The sequence below is a fragment of the Pseudomonas oplopanacis genome (genome assembly GCF_057128725.1).
Map to the genome: position 1 here is coordinate 146,891 of NZ_JBSKHV010000001.1, position 18,299 is coordinate 165,189.

The following is an 18,299-nucleotide window of genomic DNA, read 5'->3' on the forward strand; positions in this document are numbered from 1 at the left end:
TGGGCGATCCGACGTGCCGTTCACCTCAGCTCAATGCCGAGCAATACACCGGCATTTACCACGCCAGGGCGGCCAAACAGTCAGCGCCGCATCAGCTTAATCCCGAGCCGGCGTTCCTCTGGTCGGTGTTGCGTCTGCGGCGGCAATCAGTACACCTCTCCTTCACCACAAAGAGGAAGACCTCATTATCTAAAGACCAAGATCTCCTCCTAAGATGTGCCCCCTAAAAGCGTACCGAAGAAGCTCCAACAGTTCAGGCTCCTTGGAGAGTTCCCTTTCAAGAGCTTCGATTCTCTCTTTTCCTGGTGCCTCACCGTGCAGATGCCGAATTATCTCAGAGCTATCGATTGCGGTATTTTGAAAACCGAACAAGATGTCGTACATGTTTTGCGAGCGATCATTAAGCGAAGAAATGATTCGTTCGCTCCTTTGAATATTGTTCATCAGTTTTTGCCCGAATAATGGGATAACGAAACCCAATGCATATGGAGGCATAAGGCTACTACCGATCCCTGATAGAGCGCTACAGCTAGATGACCAACTTCACTTTGCCGGCTCCTGGACAAACTCGCTTGCGCGAAGCCCAATGGAGATACAGCAGCGGTACAGTGCCCAGCTTCACCCTCCTATCTAATACTAGCCAAACCTACGTGTAATCAATTGGCTAGGACTATTTTACCCTACCCCTACCTAACCTAGACTTTACTCACCTCGGTGCATCAGTCGGCGACTCATAATCCTTCGGTCTGAAGTTGAAACGTCTGCAGGCCCAATTACATTTCAATGAGCCGCAAGGTGCCGCTGGGTAATTGCACGGACTTGCCCTCCCATTTGCATTCGACCTGATCAATCATTTCCATCGGACTTGACCATCACGCTGCGTGGCCATGACCGGCAGAGAACGGCCAAATTCGGACGTTCAGAACAGGTCACTTTCGGCCGATAGAGGTCAATTACTTGCGGTACGGATGCGCGTCTGTTTGAAAGAGGAGTTCTTCTATGTTGAAGCTAGTCTTCAGGAGCTCCCGACGACCTTGGTCACCAGGAATTCACGCACCGCGTGTTGTTGCACCAGGTGCACCAGAGCGTCTTCGTGAATACCTTCGCCAATCACTGCTCATGCTCCAGGCGCCGCGCCGTGGCCGCGTTGTCGAACGCCACATACAAGCCTTCCAGGCTCGCCGCGCTCAGCGCCTTGACGGTTTCCAAACCCAGGACAAAACCTTCAGACGCGATCAGCGGCGCTGAACAGCTCGTCCGCCGTGCGCGCCTGCTGAATGCGCTCCAACAATTTTAACGCCTGGGCGCGCACCGCCGCCGGCAGGTTCAACGCGACCAAGGAGTCGTTCATGCTTATTCCCATTTCCAGCCGCTCCCGTTCGCCGACTGTCCGAGGGCATGATCCCGATCGACATCGAGCATCACGCGCAACGCGTCCTCGTGAATGCCGCTTTTCATTTTTGGCGGTTCCAGGCTTTGTAAATACACAGGGCGGCAACCAGCAGGGCCACGCCTATCGCGAGGCCTACTGGGTTAACCGTGAGACCGTATCTAGGGGTATCTCGCACTGCACCCGCAATAAACAAGACCCCGAAACCGCTCAAGGGGACGATCTGCACCGGGGGAGATTGGAGGACGCGGAGCAGGCGAGAACGTAGGTCGGTCACAGGGCTGGATTCTCGAGTACCGGGCTGACGACGGGTCAAGCCACCTCTGTGGGTGATGGTAGGCCAGTCCTCCAATTTCTGGCGTCCAGCGGCCACAAAAAAGCCCACCAGGGTGGGCTTAGATGAGTGGTGCCACTTAACGAAAACGCCGTTATTCGCAGCACTCACACCAAGCGTATTCAAAACCGGCAACTTGCATATATTGCACATTACATATTTTGAATGTAGTCTGGATCTCAGATTCATCACGCAAGAAGGCTGTACCAATGAGCGAACTAAATGCGGCTACAACATCAGCGGCTGTCCTTGGGGCTGTTTTGGCCAAGCTAAGAACACTCAAAGGCATGAAGCAAGCCGATTTGGCTGAGGCTGTGAAGGTAGGGGCTTCAACATGGTCGAGGGTTGAAAAAGGGGAAAGCGGATTATCTATCGATCAGTTGCGACTGGTGGCCAAAGCCTTAGGGCAAACACCTGGTCGGATTCTGGAAATTGCCGAAGCCGCAGAGCAGGAAGCAATAAAAAAAGGAATCAATTTAGAACCGCTGGGAACCTCGACGAAGGTCTTCACTGCTGCGTCTTTGACCTCCTTGATCCCTGTTTTCGGTAACGTTTTAGGAGGCCTCATCGGAGGAGTGATCGCCTCCTACGTGAAAGAAAATAATGAAAAAAAATAGCAGAAAACTCCAGGTAGCGACTGGGGACAACCATTAATTCAGATTAAATGTAAGGATAAAAAATGATCGACATTCATTTTGGTTGCTCTGCTCCTGGCGGGGTTGAGGCGGAGCTGGATATTCATGCAACGGGTAACGAAGGAGCAGCGGTGGCTGCACTTTTGGTTGCGACTGCATTGATGGCGATAGGAGCCGGTATTGGTTACTTGGTGGTCACCAGGCGTGCGAAGCGACTTAAAGAACTCTGAATCAGTAAAATTACCAATGTATGGGTCGTTCGCTGTGATGCTGTTAATTTGATTGCAGAGCGCCAGTACAGAGATGCGTTTATTTTCGCCAAGGGGAGGTTAAGCACATGAAAACCGTCAAAGCTCTGCTCGCCGCCATCATCGTCGCAGGTCTAACCGGCTGCACGTCTGCTGATATGGTTTCTTCGCCAAATTCTGGATCCGCATTTGCACCGGTGAATGAAGGTTCAAGAGGGGGTTTAGTAAAATACCTGAATGATGGTGCTGACTTCGTACGTAAGCAGCGCCGTGAGGATGCTTATAAGCAGATGCACGACGCGTGCAATGGTGCGTACAGAATTGATTCAGAAGGCTCAAATGCGGAGGGTGGCGCTGTCATTACCTCAGGTTCAGGAGCCTTTTGGGCACAATCTCATTACTGGTACATTCAATTTTCCTGCGTCTAATTCCATCGCCAATCGACGGTGTTTTTTGCTTTGGATTTAACGGATGCCGCGTTTTTCGACACGCTGCGGGTCAGCCTTCCGCCGTCTTTTTGGCCCACAGTGCTGCATTGAATTCGGCATTGAATGCGTCGAACTCGTCTTGTTCGAAAATCCCCAGTTCTTTCAGCTCCAACATGCGGCCATTGATCATACCCTGACGCCAGGCACGAGAGTGGGGATCGTCTTCGTCCAGCAGGTAGCCAAGCTCTTCGCGCAATCGCGCCAGACGGCGGGCTTTCAGGGCTTCGTCGGGATCGACAGTCATCGCGGGGTTCCTTTCAGGGGAAATTTGTCCGGTTAGAGGTAGAGTTTTCCCGGTGCGATCAATGGGCGCTATGCATCACGCGCCCTGGCCTTGCGCCGGGCTTCCCGAACTTCAGGTAGCAGGTATGCCACAAACATGGCGAGCGTGGCGCCATAACAGAGCCAGATGACGAGCGGCCAGCGCAGCACGTTAAATTCGCCATAGGCGCCAAACGCTACGTACTCAATAAGCGCGACGGCGAGCAAATTGCCGACGAAGCCGAACCAAGTCATGGGGTATTCCTTTCAGTTGGCCGGCGGCAGTCGTCGGTTCCATGGATTGAATGTAGTAAACGCTGATTTTAGGCACTGCGATCAACGAGATGCGGCTCGTATTTGCTAGGCCGAAAAAAGACACTCCAGTCCCATATCAGTCCCATATAGGCATTTTTCAGACGCAAAAAACCACAAACCACCGACTTTCTCTAGGAAAATCAGGGGTTTGCGTTTACTGAATGTGGCGGTGAAGGAGAGATTCGAACTCTCAACCTACATTAAGTCTATTGCATCTAACGATGAGCGCTTCAGATCATTAGTTGCCTACGAGAAAATTCGTATTGGGTCGACCGCAGCTATCGTGACTGACTGCTTTTGGTCGATTCTGTTGAAAAAGTCGGCCATCCAAAACTGCCCGATCATTGACCGGTGAAAACGCCTTTTTTACACGCTGCTACGTGAAATCTGCGTCTGAAAACCTCTGACGAAAGTAAAGATTTCAATCTCGGACGCGTACGTTTCAGCTGCGGAAACCATGGCCGACTTTTTCAACACAATCGGTCGTTTTCTGCCGGTCGCACGACAGGCCTGTATGGGTCGATTTTTGCCAGTCACGACTAGCCGAAATCTACCCAATGCGATCATCGAGACTGTGGCCAGTGATCCTGAATTTCACCCCATGGTGCCTTGGACGTTACTTCGACATGCGTATGCTTGTCGGAAGTAAAGCCATCCGCTTATGAGCAGCGACGGTAATGGTGTAAAGATATGAGTTTTAGGCAGCCTTCGGCTGCCTGCGTCACGACTGGCGATAAATCAACTGAGAGCTGAAGAATTGAAAATTGTTGGAGAGTGGCATAGATCACCAGGGGCTTCTGATGATGCGTTGGCCGCGTTGCGAGCGGTTGTACCGCATGTGCTCCCTGATGAGTACTACCAGTTGCTGACCTTCAGCAATGGTGGCGAGGGGCCGTTACCTGTTGGTCCATTTAACTTCGTTCTCGATTCTGCGGAGGTTGCGGCCGACCCCAAGCAGGTTTTGTTCTATGAGCAAATAGCTCCAGATTTGTTTGTGTTCGGTAGTAACGGTGCCGGTGAGCTTGTAGCTTTCGATTTCAGAGGAAACTCTCCACCTTGGCCTATCGTTTGTTTCGATGGGATCGCTCCAGAAGAGTCCGTGGAAAGGATTGCAGATAGCCTTACGGGGTTCGTATCGCTGATAGGCAAGCTATGATTGAGCCTGGCCTGGTCAACCTGGTGTCTCGCGCCCCTTTGAACTCGAATTAAGCTCCAGCGGCGGCTTCTGGCCGTTTTCTGCCTACCACGACTGGCTGAAAACGACCCAAAGCCTACCCATCGTTAGCTGCCTGTTATCACGGGCGACTACCAGTCTTCAGTTGAGGAGCTAAACACAGTACTAAATGCGCCTAAGCCTCGTTTTCTTGCTTCCTCTTCAATTCGGCCAGCCAGTAGAACGTCGCGCTTAGTGGGAAAATGACGCAAAAGGAATTGAGCGTTCTGTCTAATGCGCTCGGGCACTTCCGTATCGCATGCAAGATCCGTCAGGAAAGCATGAGTTTGTGCGACAGATCTGGTACGTTCAAATGGCATCGTCATTTAATCCTCCAACTGCTGTGATCATCAGTCCAATACAAGGCAGCTAGCTTCGGTCAACGCAGAAGAAAAGACCATCCACGAACAGGGCTTGGTCTCACTGCAAGGAGAGCTGCACGACGATCTGGATCGCAACGTCTTTGCTGCCTACGGCTGGGACGATTTAGCCGCACAGCTGGTGGGCAAACCTAGCGCTACAACCCCACTACCAGATAAACCCGAAGCTCAGGCCGCGGCCGAGGAAGAGTTGCTCTGTCGCCTGGTAGCATTGAACAGTGAGCGAGCCGCTGAGGAAGCCCGCGGCCATATCAGCTGGCTGCGGCCCGAGTACCAGAACCCCAGCGCTACTGTCGCGTTCGAGCAAAGCGAAGCCGAGTTGGACGATACAACGTATTTCGAGTCCGCTCCTGCTGTCGCAGCAACCACAGGTAAGCTCACCTGGCCGAAACTTATGCGCGAACAAGTCGCCGCTGTGCGCCACGCCCTCAGCCAAAGCCCACTGCCCGCCAACGCACTTGCCGCCCAGTTCAAGCGTTCGCCCAAGCTCCCAGTTCAAGCCGTACTGGACGCCCTGGAAGAATTGGGCATGGTGCAGCAGGATGCAGACCAGTATCGCCTGGCAGGCTGATTCATAAGGGCCTGCAATGGCCGTGGGGAACGACATTAGAAGCGGTGGAAATCATCCGGCGACTGGAAGGTGGCATCACTCGCCCCTTCCTATGTTGTGCCAGCAATGGCAAACACTATGTGGCCATAGGATTGGAGCTCCCGGCCGCCGAGTGTATTACCGATCTTCTCTGTGCCCGCCTGGCGGCGCAGTTCGGTGTCCGGCACAACCCTTGTGCTGGACAACGTGGCTGCACGTCATCGAAGCCAAACGCCTGCGGCAGATGATATTAAGCATCTTCTTCATCGACAATATGCGGGATAGAGAAAGCAATGTCACCTCGAACGACACGACAACAGTCGCTCGCGCTTATAGGAGAGTTTTTGTACACCCACCTGTACACCAGCATGTAAAAACACCCCGGACATCCTGTATTTTATGAATACTTCTACTCCCTTCACCGCACCACTATTTTCAAGGCCTCCAGCGGTGCGTGTACGTGACTGCAATCAGTTGGGGGCTGTAGCCGAACGGCTGCAATGGGTCGGTAGTTGCCCTTCGCGACAGCCAGCCAAAAGCGCCCATCCATTCTTGAACTCCAAAAAATCGAAAGGACTGAACATGAGCGAACTACCGAGGTCCGGAGCGGGCCATGATGATGTAACACGGAAGAAAATCCATGTTGCCGTAGCTGCGAGAAACCTGGCCAGCGCATCGAACAATACCAAGTGGGATGAGCTGATCAATCATTTCCGCCAGCTTCAAGGTTGGCGTCCGTCTTACCGATCCAAGTCCGTCACAGGATATTTCTCAGAGTGGGATGTCGAGTGGTTTTACCATCTGCCGTTCCCATTTGCGTCTGTCGAATGGTTCGACATTGGCTTGTCGGAAGCAGTGCCCTCAAAAGGAAGGCTGCTTGCACGTACAACCATTGACCATACAAACGAAATATCGAAGGTCGTCGCACAAATTGGATTCGAGTTTGAGGTGCGCGCTGACGTCCTGAGGATTTGGGGATACCTTCCGAAATCGTATGAAGACTTTCCACCTGTATGACAGGCTGAGAACGGCCAGCAGCAGCCGGTGGACGGAGCGATAGCTAATGAGTAGCTATGCTTGGTCTACTGCCGGAACTGATTGAGCAGATTGGGCTTTCCGTCCATGGTGTATATACCCCTTCAGCAGACACTCGACTGTCACAATGCCCGGTCTAGTCAGGGCTAGACGACAGAACAAGAAATGTTCTCCACCAAGCCCGTGAAGGTGTTAGTTGTCACCCCACTTGGGGTCAATTCAGAGTCAGGCCCAAAGAGGAGTCCGCCATGACCGTAGTCGATCGCCTCAGGTATTTGCGCGTCGTTCTGGTTTTGGCTGGCCTCGCGTGCCTTGCTCTCTACCCCCTTATGTTGTTCTGGCCGTCCGGCTGGGCCTGGCACGTCGGTCACTCGGATTACCCGATGATGATCGTTGGCCTCTACGCCACACTTGGCGTGTTCTTGATCCTGGCCGCACGTGATCCATTAGCCAATCTGAGCCTGATCTGGTTCACCGTGTGGTCTAGCGCCGTACACGGAGGAATCATGACCGTCCAGGCGGTCACCCAGCCGGAGCAAATGGGGCACCTGGCAGGTGACGTGCCGGCGCTCTTCATAGTGGCGGTTGCGTTGGCCATCTTGACGCCGCGCTCACAATTGGCCGCTCGGCCCCGGACACACAATGGGGCCTGAGAGCAGGTTTGACTGTCAGGATCGGGACGAAAATCGCGTTTCTACGCTATCTAAAAAGATGTCGGACATTTCCTCGATCTCTGGAAAGCTTTCACGCGTTTAATGGCGCCTGTTTAAAGACACCCGAAGTTACTTCCCAAAGGCTACAAGACCTTGCGCCGTTACCTACGGCTAAGCCAGAATCCGCCGGCTTGTGCGTCGATGGCTTGGGTTTTATCGTTTCCCTGTCGCTGAAAAACAGCGATCGGGTTTGGTAGCCCGTCCTTCACATGTCGCATAACGTCACCTTTTACAGATGCTTTTTCGGCATTCGTTTTTATGGTGGCCATGCGCAGGGCGCCCTCGGGCGCGCCGGATTTTCCATGTGGGCCGGTCTACCAACCTTCGTATGGTCACCACCCTTCGTTTGGTAGCGAGGGTGATGGCTCCGATAATCCCATATGGAGTTTCATCTATGTTCAAGGTAACGCCCAACCCACCCGACACCGACTCACCCGAAACCGAAACCGATCCGGCCTCTCCCTACTCATCCCTCGATTCCAAAAAACTCCATGCCGCCGCCGAGCGTGCCCTCGATTTCTACCTCAACCCGGCGGCACTCATGAACGACATCCCACGCAAACCCAGCACCATTTACATGATTGCCCCGGATGTCGACCATGAAACCTTGCTGGTGCAAACCTGCGAGAACCTGGCGTCGGCCAGTGTCATGGCCAGCAACGTGGCGGCGTTGTTAGAGGGCACCCACCGCAGTACCGTGCTGGCGCTGCAGCAGGTCATCATGCTGGGGGAGTTGGCGGTGAATCGAATGCTCGATAACTTCGTTCCGCCCAAGTAAGCACTCGCGCTGAAGCCGAACTCACCCGGTCAGGCGTTTGCATTGCCCGACCGGGTGAACGAGTACCGATCGATATCGGTCCTGAGCGTCCAGCCCTGACGCTGCCAATAGCGGGCCGCCGCCTCATTGGTCTTGAACACATCGAGATGGCATTTAAGGATGCCAAGTGACTCCAGACTCGACAGGCAACGCTCCACCAACCCACTCGCGATGCCCTGACGCCGAAACACCGGTTCAACGATCAGGTGCTGCAAATAACCTCGACGCCCGTCGTGGCCAGACATGATGCAAGCGCACACCGCCCCGCCGACTTCAGCCACGAAGCTCAACCCGGGGTTTCGTTGCAGATAACGGGCGGTGGATTCACGCGAGTCTGCGTCACGCAACGAGACGCCTGGCGTGCGCCGCATCAGTTCGATAACCGTCTCGTAATCGTCCAGGGTCATGACACGAATGTTGAACATTGAGGGCGCCTGAAGGTGGGAGTTATCTGGCGCAGAAGCCTACCAGATGCGATTCCGGCGGGCAGAATTGTATCGATCTGTATGTTCACCGGTGATCTTACACAGCGATACACAACGACCGGTTCCAGACACATACGCACGACATGAGGGTGCAAAAGTGCGCCACGTCGCAAGGACTTCCCTGAACCCGCGACCTGAACTCACAAGCCCTCAACCCTCAGCAGGAACTTGCCATGATCAATCAAATCGACACCGTGCTGTACACCGGCAAAACCCACACCACCGGCGGCCGTGATGGTCAGTCCAAAAGTTCGGATGCACGCCTGGACATCAAGCTGTCCCCGCCCGGTTCTTCGGGCAGCGGCACCAATCCGGAACAGTTGCTGGCGGCGGGTTGGTCGGCGTGTTTCATCGGCGCCATGGGTAAGGCGGCGGTGGCATTGAAAGTGACCCTGCCGAGCGATGTCGCGGTGGATACCGAAATCGACCTGGGCAAAACCGAGAATGCGTTTTTCCTCCAGGCACGCCTGAATGTCAGCCTGCCGGGCCTGGATCCAGCCGTTGCTCGGGCCGTCGTGGACGCCGCTCATCAAACCTGCCCGTACTCCAAAGCGACCCGTGGCAACATCGATGTCGAGATCAATCTGGCTTGATCCGGCCCGCTGGATCAGCCTGCCTTGCGGGGTGGGCTGTGCCGATAGCAGTTTTCCGTCCTGCGGTGTTTTTCACAGGACGAAATCGGTCTAAAAACGGCGCTGTACACAGCGCATGCTTTGCTATTCTCAAGGTGTAGGTGAAGACGCAGACTGATGCGCAAGCGGATAGCAAGGAGACGTGGGGCACGTCCCGAAGGGTACACGGTTAGAAAGGTCTCCGCGCTGAGACCCAGCCCTTACGCCGTGTGAAGCAGAAGTACATAACACTGTTCTGTCAGAGTCCTGATAAACCTTGTAAGCCAGAAACCAGCACTGGCCACCTACTCGAAATCCGAAGCCCGCCTTGTGCGGGCTTTTTCGTTGTTCGTTCATTGCCCTCCTCCACGTGCCTCCCGGATGAATTCACAAAGAAGCAGAAAGTAGTCGCGAGGCTGCGCAATAATCGGGTCAAATCGATCAACACTGAGGAGTGAGTTTTATGACCACGCAATCCGAAACCGCCATTCTGGCCGGCGGCTGCTTCTGGGGCATGCAGGATTTGATCAGGCGAATGCCCGGCGTGCTGTCTACCCGGGTCGGTTACTCGGGCGGCGATGTGCCCAACGCCACTTACCGCAATCATGGCACCCATGCGGAAGCCATCGAGATCGAGTTCAATCCGACGGTGATCAGCTATCGCCAGATCCTCGAGTTTTTCTTCCAGATTCATGACCCTTCCACGGCCAATCGTCAGGGTAACGACATCGGCCTCAGCTACCGTTCGGCGATCTTCTATCGCAACGAAGATCAACGCGATATCGCCGAGGACACCGTGGCCGATGTCGATGCCTCCGGCCTGTGGCCTGGCAAGGCCGTGACCGAAATCGCCCCCGCCGGCCCGTTCTGGCAGGCCGAGCCGGAGCATCAGGATTACCTCGAAAAAGTGCCCAATGGCTACACCTGCCATTTCATTCGGCCGAACTGGAGACTGCCGAAACGCGCACTCTGAAGCGGTGACTTGGGTCCCGATAACGGGACCCAACGTTCATCAGGTATTGGTCTTCAACTTGGTCCACAACCGAGTACTCAGCCGTGCGATAGCCGCTGGCAGTTCCTCTACGGTGAACAGTTTATCCAGCACACTTTTCGGCGGGTAAATCGCGGCATCTTCTTTCACCGCCGGTACGACGTAGGCATCGGCAGCACTGTTAGGGTTGGCGTAATGGATGCTGTTGCTGATGTTGGCAATCACTTGCGGCGTCAGCAGGTAGTTCATGTAGGCGTAGCCGTTCTTCTCGTGGGGCGCGCTCTTGGGCATGACCACCATATCGAACCACAGCGTCGAACCTTCGTCCGGAATCGAATACGCGATGTCGATGCCGTTGTTGGCTTCCTTGGCACTGGCAGCGGCTTGCACAATGTCGCCGTTGAATCCGATCACCGCGCAGACATTGCCGTTAGCCAGGTCGCTGATGTACTTGGAGGCATGGAAGTACTGTACGTAGGGCCTGATTTTGAATAATGCCTGTTCGGCTTTTTTGTAGTCCGCCGGTTCGTGACTGTGCGGTGGCAGGCCCAGGTAATTAAGGGTGATCGGCAGCACCTGCGTCGGGTTATCGATAATCGCCACCCCGCACGCACTCAACTTTTTGATGTTGTCTTCATCAAAAAACATTTTCCAGGAATGGGTGATGTCGGTGTTGCCGAAGATCGCTTTGATCTTCTCGACGTTGTAGCCAATGCCCGCCGTGCCCCACATGTACGGATAGCCATACTGGTTGCCGGGGTCGTTGACTTCGAGCTTTTTCATCAATGCCGGGTCAAGGTTTTTCCAGTTCGGCAGTTGGCTCTTGTCGAGTTTCTGGATTGCCCCAGCCTTGATCAGTCGGGACAGGAAATGGTTCGACGGGCTGACCACGTCATAACCGGTGTTGCCGGTCATTAACTTGGATTCCAGCACTTCGTTACTGTCGTGAATATCGTAAGTGGCCTTGATCCCGGTTGCCTTGGTGAAGTTGACCAGGGTGTCGTCGGCGATGTAGCCGTTCCAGTTGGAAATGTTGACCTGTTCGTCGGCAAACGTGGTTGCCGAAAACGTCGTGAGCAAGGCCATCAGGGAGATCGTTTTAACGCGCATGTTCAATCACCTTTTTGTTCTTTTGTGATAAGCAGATGTCTAGATTTCTGTCTTTGCCCGGATGGCCTCAACGCGCATCCGAAGCATGGCACCGATGTCGAGCAAAGGTTTGGGCGGCAGCCAACCGGGCTGTGCCCTGCGCATCACTGAATCGAGCATCGGTGAGTCAACACCCGACGCCAGTTCGGCCAGCAACCGCCCCCACAACGTGCCGCGCGCCACGCCGGAACCGTTGCAGCCGGCCACGGCAAATACGCCCTCTTCCACCTGCGAAAAAAACGGCTGCCCGGAGCGCGAGGCGCTCAGGTGACCGGTCCAGGTGTAGTGGATGTCTTGCTCGCCCAGCCAGGGGAAACGCCGTTGCAGGCCGAGCACATGGTGTTGGCGGCGGATCGACAGCTCGCTGGTGGATAAATCCCGGGAGCGGTATTCCGCGGTATTGCGGATCATCACGCGACGGTCCGGGGTCAGCCGCACCGTGGCGCCTAGCGGACGGGTGGACAAAACGCCCCACGGCTCGACGCTGCCCATGTCGCGAAACTCGGCGTCGGTCAGCGGCCGCGTGAGACTGGCGCTGAGTTCCATGGCAAAGGTGCCGCTGTCCTGAATGCCCGCGCGCGGCACAAAGGCGTTGAGGCAGACCAGCACCTGTTTCGCCTCGATGCTGCCCTCGACGCCGTTGGCCCGCAGCCGTCCTGTGCCCAGACGCTCAAGGCTGGTGATGTCGGTGTTTTCGTAAACAGTGACCGACTGGGGCAGCGCATCGAGCAAGCCCTTCACGTACTTCGCCGGTTGCAGCAGCGCGTTGCCTTTGCCACACCAGATCGCCGCGCGGTAATGCCGGGTGCCGAGTTTCTGCACCAGCTGCTCACCTTCCAGAAACTGCGCAGCAGCACCCAGAACCCGCAGTGTTTTCAGCTTTTCCTCGACGTGGGTCAATTTGCGCGGATCACTGACAGCAAAGAAATAGCCGGAATCCTTGAAGTCGCACTCAATGCCGTGACGGGCAATCATCTCGCGCACTTCAGCGCTGGCGGTGCGTGAAATCGTCGTGTCCACTTCAAATTCGGTGAACCCGGCGCTGCCGAGCAACTCTTCGTTGCCCGGATGTTCATGAGCCACTACAAACCCGGAATTGCGTGCCGAAGCGCCTTGCGCGGCGCGCTGGCGGTCGACCACCACGATGCGCGCCTGCGGGTGCAATTGTGCGAGGGCATGGGCGGCGCTCAAGCCCGTAATGCCGGCGCCGATTATCAGCCAGTCAGCTTTTTGCGCACCGCTCAGACGATCACGCGCCGGGGCGCTTTGAACCTGGGCGATCCAGCCACATTCATTTTTCATGCATCACCTGCCTGGAGTGTCGTTCCCCGGCCTGCGCATGCGGTAATCGCATAGGCGATGTCTGATGGCGGCCGTCAGGGCTAGAATCTATTAGGTCTTCGGTGATACAACCAACGTTATAAAATCATCGAGCCATTCTGAAAACGCATGGATAAAATCCGCCACGTTCCCAATCTCCAGGCCATGCAGGCGCTGGTGGAAGTCGCCGAAGCCGGCAGCTTCACGCAAGCGGCGCACACGCTGTGCCTGACCCAAAGCGCCGTCAGCCGGCAGATCCAGCAATTGGAAAGTCACTTTGGTGTGGCGCTGTTTGTGCGCAGCAGTCGCCGCCTGCAACTGACGCCGGAGGGTGAGTGGGTGCTGGCCAGCGCGCGCACTATTCTCGAGCAACTGAAGACCCTTGAAGATCGGCTGTCCCCGCAAAAACGCACGTTCCGCATTCGCATGCATGTGTCGCTGGCGGTGCGTTGGTTGCTGCCGAAACTCAGCGATTTCTATCGCCATCACCCGGATGTTTCCCTGTCGATCGAAACGGTGGCCACCGAGATCGTCGAGCCGGCCAGCGACAGTGACGCGTACATCCTCTATCTGCCCGAGCCGTCCAGCGATCCGACGTGCCTGACCTTGTTCGAGGAATCACTGATCCCGGTGTGCGCTCCCGGTCTCGGCAATCCGAGCCGGCCACTGAACTCGGTGGAGGACCTGAGCGGGTTTGCGTTGCTGCATCGTTCGGCGGACAAACAAGCGTGGATCGACTGGCTGGCGGCCAATGGTGGCCAGTCGCTGGAGCACTACCGGCACATCCCCTTCAACCTCGACGAGTTGGCGCTGGACGCCGCCGCACGCGGACTGGGGGTGGCGATGACGGACCTGACCCTGGCCGAGGAATCGATCGAGCGAGGGGTGCTCGTCGTCCCGTTCGGCCATCCGTTGAAGACCCGCGGATGTTATTCGCTGTGCCTGCAACCCTCGGCCGCCTCGCATCCGGCGTGCGCGCTGATCATGCAGTGGTTTTCAGGCCAGGCTGAGGGAATTGCAAGCCCCAGCAAATCCCCCTGACCACCCCGTCCCCCCTGTGGGAGAGAGCCTGCTCGCGAAGGCGGACTGACCTGCTACAACGATGTTGCCTGACCCACCGCTTTCGCGAGCAGGCTCGCTCCCACAGGGGAGTTTTGTCAGCCAAACAATTTGTGATCAGTGGAGATCAATTGTGGGAGCGGGATGGGCTCAGACCTGCCGCTGCACCACCCCACGCTCTTCCAGCAACCGCACAAACATGGTCAAGCTCTGGGACACCGTCCCCCGCCGCCACACCAGCCACGTGCGCAAATAGCGGAACGATTCCGACAGCGGCCAGATACTCACCGTCGTGCACCCCGGCATACTTTCCAGCATGCTGCGCGGCATCAGCGCCAGGCCGGCACCGGCGCTTACGCAGGCGAGCATGCCGTGATAGGACTCCATTTCGAAGATCTTGCCGGGCACCGCCGCGTCCTTGCTGAACCAGCTCTCGAAGTGGTGCCGGTACGAGCAATTGGAGCGGAAGGCGTAGATGTTTTCGCCGTTCACATCCTGCGCGCGGTGGATCGGCGAATGGTTGAGCGGCGCGATCAGCACCATCTCTTCCTCGAACGCCGGCACGCCTTCCAGTGCCGGGTGCAGCACCGGCCCGTCGACAAACGCGGCGGCCAACCGGCCCGCCAACACGCCATCGATCATGGTCCCCGAAGGACCGGTCGACAGGTCAAGCTCAACCTTGGCGTGTTTCTGGTTGTAGGCCGCCAGCAACTCGGGAATGCGCACCGCTGCCGTGCTCTCCAGCGACCCCAAGGGAAACGAGCCTTGCGGTTCTTCCCCGGCCACGGTGGCGCGGGCTTCCTGCACGAGGTCGAGGATACGCCGGGCATAGTCGAGAAAACTCCAACCGGCCGGCGACAGGCGCAAACGGCTTTTCTCGCGGATAAACAGGTCCACGCCCAGGTCCAGTTCCAGCTGCTTGATCCGCGTGGTCAGGTTGGAGGGCACGCGGTGGATGTGCTGCGCGGCGACGCTGATGCTGCCGTGCTCGGCAACGGCCTTGAAGATTTCCAGCTGAACCAGATCCAAGTCATTCTCCAAACGTGAACGATACGCTCAGTATTATTCAGTTTCCGAAAAACAAATGCCACCGTAACCTGAGCGCATTCCCACCTAGCAGGACGGTGCCATGACCAGCGTTTCCAGCCTTACCCACGCCATTTCGATCAACCCGACCACCGGCGAGCAAATCGGCCACTACCCTTTCGAGTCCGAAGTAGCACTGCAAGCCGCGTTGTCGCGCGCCGCTACTGGTTTCCGCGTCTGGCGCAAAACCGCTGTCGAACAACGCTCGCAATTGCTGATCGCCCTCGCCCAGGCACTGCGCAACAGCGCCGACAAAATGGCCACCATGATCACCCTGGAGATGGGCAAGCCCATCTCTCAGGCGCGTGGCGAAATCGAAAAGTGCGCGCAACTCTGTGAGTGGTACGCCGAACACGGCCCGGCCATGCTCAACGCCGAATCAACGCTGGTTGAAGGCGGCAAGGCGCGCATCGAATACCGCCCGCTCGGGCCAATTCTGGCGGTGATGCCGTGGAACTTCCCGATCTGGCAAGTGCTGCGCGGCGCCGTTCCTGCGTTGATCGCCGGCAACACCTACGTGCTCAAACATGCCCCCAACGTCATGGGCAGCGCTTACCTGCTGCTGGAAGCCTTCAAGAACGCCGATTTCCCTGAAGGGGTTTTCGAAGTGCTGAACGTCACGCCGGATGGCGTTTCCACTGCCATTGCCGACCCGCGCATCGCCGCAGTGACCCTCACTGGCAGCGTGCGCGCCGGCATGGCCATCGGCGCTCAGGCCGGTGCGGCGTTGAAGAAATGCGTGCTGGAACTGGGCGGTTCCGATCCGTTTATCGTGCTCAATGATGCCGACCTCGACGAAGCGGTCAAAGCTGCCGTCATCGGTCGCTACCAGAACACCGGGCAAGTTTGCGCGGCAGCCAAGCGTTTGATCGTCGAGCAAGGCATCGTCGAGGAATTCACGCGTAAATTCGTCGAGGCCACGGGCAAATTGGTGGTCGGCGATCCACTGGCCACCGACACCTACCTCGGCCCGATGGCGCGGTTTGATTTGCGTGATGAACTGGATCAACAAGTGCGTGCCACCCTGGAAGAAGGCGCGACCTTGTTGATGGGCGGCAAAAAGGCGCAAGGCCCGGGTAACTTCTACGAGCCGACCGTGTTCGCCAATGTCACCGACCAGATGACCTCGTTCAAGCAGGAACTGTTTGGCCCGGTAGCCTCGATCATCACCGCACGCGACGCCGCGCATGCGCTGGAACTGGCGAATGACAGCGAGTTCGGCCTGGCTGCCACGGTCTTCACGGCCAACGTCGCGCTCGCCCAACAGATGGCCGACGAACTGGAAACCGGTGGCGTGTTCATCAACGGCTACAGCGCTTCCGACCCCCGCGTGACCTTTGGCGGCGTGAAGAAAAGCGGGTTTGGTCGCGAACTGTCGCACTTCGGCGTGCGCGAGTTCTGCAACGCCCAGACCGTGTGGCTGGACCGCCGCTAAGCGAAAAACGCAGCCAGGGCGTCGATGGCACCCAGGCTGCGGTTTTACTCGCGGGCGGCGACTATGCTGTTGTTGGTCACTTCCCGGGAGGCGCTGAAGATGTCCCTGACGCTTTATTACCATCCGCTGTCGTCGTACTGCCACAAAGTGCTGATCGCGCTCTATGAGCACGCGGTCGACTTCGACAAGCGGATCATTGATCTGGGCAACGCCGCTGAAAAAGCAGAGTTGCAGGCACTCTGGCCGATCGGCAAATTCCCGGTCATTCATGATCACACCGGCCAGTGCGACGTGGCGGAGTCGACGATCATCATTGAATACCTGGATCACTATTTTGCCGGGCAAAACCGACTGATTCCGGGCAACTGGGACACCGCGCTGGAGGTTCGTCTGTGGGACCGGGTCTGCGACAACTACCTTCAGACGCCACTGCAACAGATTGTCCTGGATCGCATCCTCGGCGCGAATGGCAATCTGACCCAACAGCGCGCCACGCTACAGACCGTCTACAGCATGTTCGACCGCCAGTTGGCGAGCAATTCCTGGCTGGCCAGCGCGGAGTTCAGCCTGGCCGATTGTTCAGCGGCCCCGGCGCTTTTCTATGCCAGTACGCTTGAGCGGATGCCTGAAGAACACAGCAACTTGAACGCCTATTTCGAGCGGCTGATGACCCGGCCGTCCGTGCAGCGGGTGATCGACGAAGCCAGGCCTTACTTCTCGTTCTACCCGTTTGAACAAGACATCCCGCAACGGTTTTACCCGCGTCCCTAACGCACGATGTCGATCAATTGCTCGCGCTGCGCATTCGTGAGCATCGGCCCGAAACCGGCGCCGGCATTGTCCGCCATGTAACGCGGATTACCGGTGCCAAGGATCACGCAGGTCACCGCCGAATGGGACAGCAGGAATTTCAACGCCAGTTGCGCCCAACTGGTGACCCCCACTTGTGCGGCCCACCCGGGCAGTGGCTTGCCTTTCAAGCGTTCGAGCAAACCGCCGCCGCCGAAGGGCCGATTGCAGATCACCGCCACTCCGCGTTTGCGACACAGTGGCAGGATGCGTTGCTCGACACCGCGATCGTCCAGCGCATAGTTGATCTGCAAGAAATCCACGGCCTCGGCCTTGAGCACCGCCTCCACTTCTTCATAGGCCGTCGGCGTGTAATGGGTGATGCCAATGTAGCGAATCCGCCCCTGCTCCTTCCATTCGCGCAAGGTCGGCAAATGGGTTTGCCAGTCCAGCAGGTTGTGAATCTGCATCAGGTCGATGCGGTCGGTTTGCAGCAGGCTAAAGGACTGCTCCATCTGCGCGATACCTTCCTCGCGGCCACGGGTCCACACCTTGGTGGCGAGAAAGGCCGGCGAGCGCGGTTCATGGATCGACAGCAATTCACCGGTGGTCTGTTCCGCGCGGCCATACATCGGCGAGCTGTCGATGACCGTCCCGCCCTTCTTGAACAAAGCGCTGAGCACCTCCGGCAATTGTTTGTACGCGGGGCTGGAAGGCTCGACATCAAAACCGCGATACGTGCCCAACCCGACGATGGGTAATGGCTCGTTGCTGGAGGGAATGGCGCGGGTCAGCATGGTCTTGCCTCCTGTTTCCGTCGACGGCGCCGAGGTTGCAAAAGCCCGATCGAAGGTGAAAACCGCCGAAACACCGGCAGCCAGCGTGAGAAATCGTCGACGCGTGTAATCGTCAGTGTGGCTCATCGTATTGCCCGTGTGGCCCAACCCGGCGTGCCC

23 protein-coding genes are annotated in these 18,299 nt (G+C 56.9%); 14 read left to right on the forward strand and 9 right to left on the reverse strand.

Going from position 1 to position 18,299, the window contains the following annotated elements:
* Nucleotides 1–1,225: 1,225 nt before the first annotated feature.
* Nucleotides 1,226–1,351: a hypothetical protein gene (locus ACWKV5_RS00705; RefSeq protein ID WP_258667317.1), complete on the reverse strand. Its 126-nt coding sequence runs from the start codon at nt 1,349–1,351 to the stop codon at nt 1,226–1,228.
* Nucleotides 1,352–1,933: 582 nt separating this feature from the next.
* On the opposite strand from ACWKV5_RS00705, the gene ACWKV5_RS00710 reads away from it, so the two are divergent.
* The 3 genes from ACWKV5_RS00710 to ACWKV5_RS00720 all read left to right on the forward strand — a co-directional run bounded on the left by ACWKV5_RS00710 (nt 1,934) and on the right by ACWKV5_RS00720 (nt 3,035).
* Complete coding sequence (locus ACWKV5_RS00710; protein ID WP_483839718.1) at nt 1,934–2,341, forward strand: helix-turn-helix domain-containing protein; 408 nt, start codon at nt 1,934–1,936, stop codon at nt 2,339–2,341.
* Between the two features lie 62 nt (nt 2,342–2,403).
* A complete protein-coding gene (locus ACWKV5_RS00715) occupies nt 2,404–2,589 on the forward strand; it encodes a hypothetical protein (RefSeq protein ID WP_483839719.1) in 186 nt (61 codons plus the stop codon).
* Nucleotides 2,590–2,696: 107 nt separating this feature from the next.
* Nucleotides 2,697–3,035 (forward strand): hypothetical protein, encoded by a 339-nt coding sequence (locus ACWKV5_RS00720; RefSeq protein ID WP_483839720.1) that lies wholly within the window; start codon nt 2,697–2,699, stop codon nt 3,033–3,035.
* A gap of 70 nt (nt 3,036–3,105) precedes the next feature.
* On the opposite strand, the gene ACWKV5_RS00725 is transcribed toward ACWKV5_RS00720, so the two are convergent.
* Together ACWKV5_RS00725 and ACWKV5_RS00730 are read right to left on the reverse strand one after the other, a co-directional pair.
* On the reverse strand, nt 3,106–3,339 hold the full coding sequence (locus ACWKV5_RS00725; protein ID WP_483839721.1) for a hypothetical protein: 234 nt from the start codon (nt 3,337–3,339) through the stop codon (nt 3,106–3,108).
* 68 nt (nt 3,340–3,407) lie between these two features.
* A complete protein-coding gene (locus ACWKV5_RS00730; RefSeq protein ID WP_483839722.1) occupies nt 3,408–3,611 on the reverse strand; it encodes a hypothetical protein in 204 nt (67 codons plus the stop codon).
* An 817-nt stretch (nt 3,612–4,428) separates the two neighbouring features.
* Between ACWKV5_RS00730 and ACWKV5_RS00735 the strand changes: the two genes are divergently transcribed.
* Nucleotides 4,429–4,827: an SMI1/KNR4 family protein gene (locus ACWKV5_RS00735; protein WP_483839723.1), complete on the forward strand. Its 399-nt coding sequence runs from the start codon at nt 4,429–4,431 to the stop codon at nt 4,825–4,827.
* Nucleotides 4,828–4,976: 149 nt separating this feature from the next.
* On the opposite strand, the gene ACWKV5_RS00740 is transcribed toward ACWKV5_RS00735, so the two are convergent.
* On the reverse strand, nt 4,977–5,210 hold the full coding sequence (locus tag ACWKV5_RS00740) for a BPSL0761 family protein (protein ID WP_080942986.1): 234 nt from the start codon (nt 5,208–5,210) through the stop codon (nt 4,977–4,979).
* Nucleotides 5,211–5,298: 88 nt separating this feature from the next.
* Between ACWKV5_RS00740 and ACWKV5_RS00745 the strand changes: the two genes are divergently transcribed.
* The 5 genes from ACWKV5_RS00745 to ACWKV5_RS00765 all read left to right on the forward strand — a co-directional run bounded on the left by ACWKV5_RS00745 (nt 5,299) and on the right by ACWKV5_RS00765 (nt 8,379).
* Nucleotides 5,299–5,835: a hypothetical protein gene (locus tag ACWKV5_RS00745; protein WP_483839724.1), complete on the forward strand. Its 537-nt coding sequence runs from the start codon at nt 5,299–5,301 to the stop codon at nt 5,833–5,835.
* 44 nt (nt 5,836–5,879) lie between these two features.
* Nucleotides 5,880–6,101 carry a HipA family kinase gene (locus ACWKV5_RS00750; RefSeq protein ID WP_483839725.1) on the forward strand — a complete coding sequence of 74 codons (222 nt, stop codon included), beginning with the start codon at nt 5,880–5,882 and terminating at the stop codon, nt 6,099–6,101.
* Between the two features lie 334 nt (nt 6,102–6,435).
* Nucleotides 6,436–6,870 carry a DUF6678 family protein gene (locus tag ACWKV5_RS00755; protein ID WP_483839726.1) on the forward strand — a complete coding sequence of 145 codons (435 nt, stop codon included), beginning with the start codon at nt 6,436–6,438 and terminating at the stop codon, nt 6,868–6,870.
* A 266-nt stretch (nt 6,871–7,136) separates the two neighbouring features.
* Nucleotides 7,137–7,541, forward strand: a complete 405-nt coding sequence (locus ACWKV5_RS00760; protein ID WP_483839727.1) for a DUF6632 domain-containing protein — start codon at nt 7,137–7,139, stop codon at nt 7,539–7,541.
* Between the two features lie 454 nt (nt 7,542–7,995).
* On the forward strand, nt 7,996–8,379 hold the full coding sequence (locus tag ACWKV5_RS00765; RefSeq protein WP_483839728.1) for a DUF6124 family protein: 384 nt from the start codon (nt 7,996–7,998) through the stop codon (nt 8,377–8,379).
* Between the two features lie 29 nt (nt 8,380–8,408).
* On the opposite strand, the gene ACWKV5_RS00770 is transcribed toward ACWKV5_RS00765, so the two are convergent.
* Nucleotides 8,409–8,843, reverse strand: a complete 435-nt coding sequence (locus ACWKV5_RS00770) for a GNAT family N-acetyltransferase (protein WP_483839729.1) — start codon at nt 8,841–8,843, stop codon at nt 8,409–8,411.
* A gap of 233 nt (nt 8,844–9,076) precedes the next feature.
* Between ACWKV5_RS00770 and ACWKV5_RS00775 the strand changes: the two genes are divergently transcribed.
* Nucleotides 9,077–9,496, forward strand: a complete 420-nt coding sequence (locus tag ACWKV5_RS00775; protein WP_483839730.1) for an organic hydroperoxide resistance protein — start codon at nt 9,077–9,079, stop codon at nt 9,494–9,496.
* Between the two features lie 481 nt (nt 9,497–9,977).
* Nucleotides 9,978–10,487: a peptide-methionine (S)-S-oxide reductase MsrA gene (gene msrA / locus ACWKV5_RS00780; RefSeq protein ID WP_483839731.1), complete on the forward strand. Its 510-nt coding sequence runs from the start codon at nt 9,978–9,980 to the stop codon at nt 10,485–10,487.
* Between the two features lie 39 nt (nt 10,488–10,526).
* On the opposite strand, the gene ACWKV5_RS00785 is transcribed toward msrA, so the two are convergent.
* On the reverse strand, nt 10,527–11,615 hold the full coding sequence (locus tag ACWKV5_RS00785) for a polyamine ABC transporter substrate-binding protein (RefSeq protein WP_483839732.1): 1,089 nt from the start codon (nt 11,613–11,615) through the stop codon (nt 10,527–10,529).
* A gap of 39 nt (nt 11,616–11,654) precedes the next feature.
* Nucleotides 11,655–12,956, reverse strand: coding sequence for an NAD(P)/FAD-dependent oxidoreductase (locus ACWKV5_RS00790; RefSeq protein WP_483839733.1), 1,302 nt, complete (start codon nt 12,954–12,956; stop codon nt 11,655–11,657).
* A gap of 147 nt (nt 12,957–13,103) precedes the next feature.
* On the opposite strand from ACWKV5_RS00790, the gene ACWKV5_RS00795 reads away from it, so the two are divergent.
* A complete protein-coding gene (locus ACWKV5_RS00795) occupies nt 13,104–14,015 on the forward strand; it encodes a LysR substrate-binding domain-containing protein (RefSeq protein ID WP_483839734.1) in 912 nt (303 codons plus the stop codon).
* Nucleotides 14,016–14,183: 168 nt separating this feature from the next.
* Here the strand turns inward: ACWKV5_RS00795 and ptrR are convergent, their stop codons facing one another.
* Nucleotides 14,184–15,062, reverse strand: coding sequence for a putrescine utilization regulator PtrR (gene ptrR, locus ACWKV5_RS00800; RefSeq protein WP_483839735.1), 879 nt, complete (start codon nt 15,060–15,062; stop codon nt 14,184–14,186).
* Nucleotides 15,063–15,162: 100 nt separating this feature from the next.
* Between ptrR and ACWKV5_RS00805 the strand changes: the two genes are divergently transcribed.
* Nucleotides 15,163–16,554, forward strand: a complete 1,392-nt coding sequence (locus ACWKV5_RS00805) for an aldehyde dehydrogenase family protein (protein WP_483839736.1) — start codon at nt 15,163–15,165, stop codon at nt 16,552–16,554.
* Nucleotides 16,555–16,653: 99 nt separating this feature from the next.
* Nucleotides 16,654–17,325: a glutathione S-transferase family protein gene (locus ACWKV5_RS00810; protein ID WP_483839737.1), complete on the forward strand. Its 672-nt coding sequence runs from the start codon at nt 16,654–16,656 to the stop codon at nt 17,323–17,325.
* Here the strand turns inward: ACWKV5_RS00810 and ACWKV5_RS00815 are convergent.
* Nucleotides 17,322–18,266: an aldo/keto reductase gene (locus ACWKV5_RS00815; protein WP_483839738.1), complete on the reverse strand. Its 945-nt coding sequence runs from the start codon at nt 18,264–18,266 to the stop codon at nt 17,322–17,324. The two genes, ACWKV5_RS00810 and ACWKV5_RS00815, sit on opposite strands and share 4 nt — an antisense overlap.
* Nucleotides 18,267–18,299: the final 33 nt, after the last annotated feature.

Bases quoted from the DNA above. Each gene is read 5' to 3' on its own strand.
- ACWKV5_RS00765 (WP_483839728.1), top strand. From the start codon at position 7,996: ATGTTCAAGGTAACGCCCAACCCACCCGACACCGACTCACCCGAAACC.
- ACWKV5_RS00740 (WP_080942986.1), bottom strand. From the start codon at position 5,210: ATGACGATGCCATTTGAACGTACCAGATCTGTCGCACAAACTCATGCT.
- ACWKV5_RS00795 (WP_483839734.1), top strand. From the start codon at position 13,104: ATGGATAAAATCCGCCACGTTCCCAATCTCCAGGCCATGCAGGCGCTG.
- ACWKV5_RS00725 (WP_483839721.1), bottom strand. From the start codon at position 3,339: ATGACTGTCGATCCCGACGAAGCCCTGAAAGCCCGCCGTCTGGCGCGA.
- ACWKV5_RS00715 (WP_483839719.1), top strand. From the start codon at position 2,404: ATGATCGACATTCATTTTGGTTGCTCTGCTCCTGGCGGGGTTGAGGCG.
- ACWKV5_RS00730 (WP_483839722.1), bottom strand. From the start codon at position 3,611: ATGACTTGGTTCGGCTTCGTCGGCAATTTGCTCGCCGTCGCGCTTATT.
- ACWKV5_RS00710 (WP_483839718.1), top strand. From the start codon at position 1,934: ATGAGCGAACTAAATGCGGCTACAACATCAGCGGCTGTCCTTGGGGCT.
- ACWKV5_RS00720 (WP_483839720.1), top strand. From the start codon at position 2,697: ATGAAAACCGTCAAAGCTCTGCTCGCCGCCATCATCGTCGCAGGTCTA.
- ACWKV5_RS00810 (WP_483839737.1), top strand. From the start codon at position 16,654: ATGTCCCTGACGCTTTATTACCATCCGCTGTCGTCGTACTGCCACAAA.
- ACWKV5_RS00790 (WP_483839733.1), bottom strand. From the start codon at position 12,956: ATGAAAAATGAATGTGGCTGGATCGCCCAGGTTCAAAGCGCCCCGGCG.
- ACWKV5_RS00755 (WP_483839726.1), top strand. From the start codon at position 6,436: ATGAGCGAACTACCGAGGTCCGGAGCGGGCCATGATGATGTAACACGG.
- ACWKV5_RS00785 (WP_483839732.1), bottom strand. From the start codon at position 11,615: ATGCGCGTTAAAACGATCTCCCTGATGGCCTTGCTCACGACGTTTTCG.
- ACWKV5_RS00760 (WP_483839727.1), top strand. From the start codon at position 7,137: ATGACCGTAGTCGATCGCCTCAGGTATTTGCGCGTCGTTCTGGTTTTG.
- ACWKV5_RS00805 (WP_483839736.1), top strand. From the start codon at position 15,163: ATGACCAGCGTTTCCAGCCTTACCCACGCCATTTCGATCAACCCGACC.
- msrA (WP_483839731.1), top strand. From the start codon at position 9,978: ATGACCACGCAATCCGAAACCGCCATTCTGGCCGGCGGCTGCTTCTGG.
- ACWKV5_RS00770 (WP_483839729.1), bottom strand. From the start codon at position 8,843: ATGTTCAACATTCGTGTCATGACCCTGGACGATTACGAGACGGTTATC.
- ACWKV5_RS00815 (WP_483839738.1), bottom strand. From the start codon at position 18,266: ATGAGCCACACTGACGATTACACGCGTCGACGATTTCTCACGCTGGCT.
- ACWKV5_RS00705 (WP_258667317.1), bottom strand. From the start codon at position 1,351: ATGAACGACTCCTTGGTCGCGTTGAACCTGCCGGCGGCGGTGCGCGCC.
- ACWKV5_RS00775 (WP_483839730.1), top strand. From the start codon at position 9,077: ATGATCAATCAAATCGACACCGTGCTGTACACCGGCAAAACCCACACC.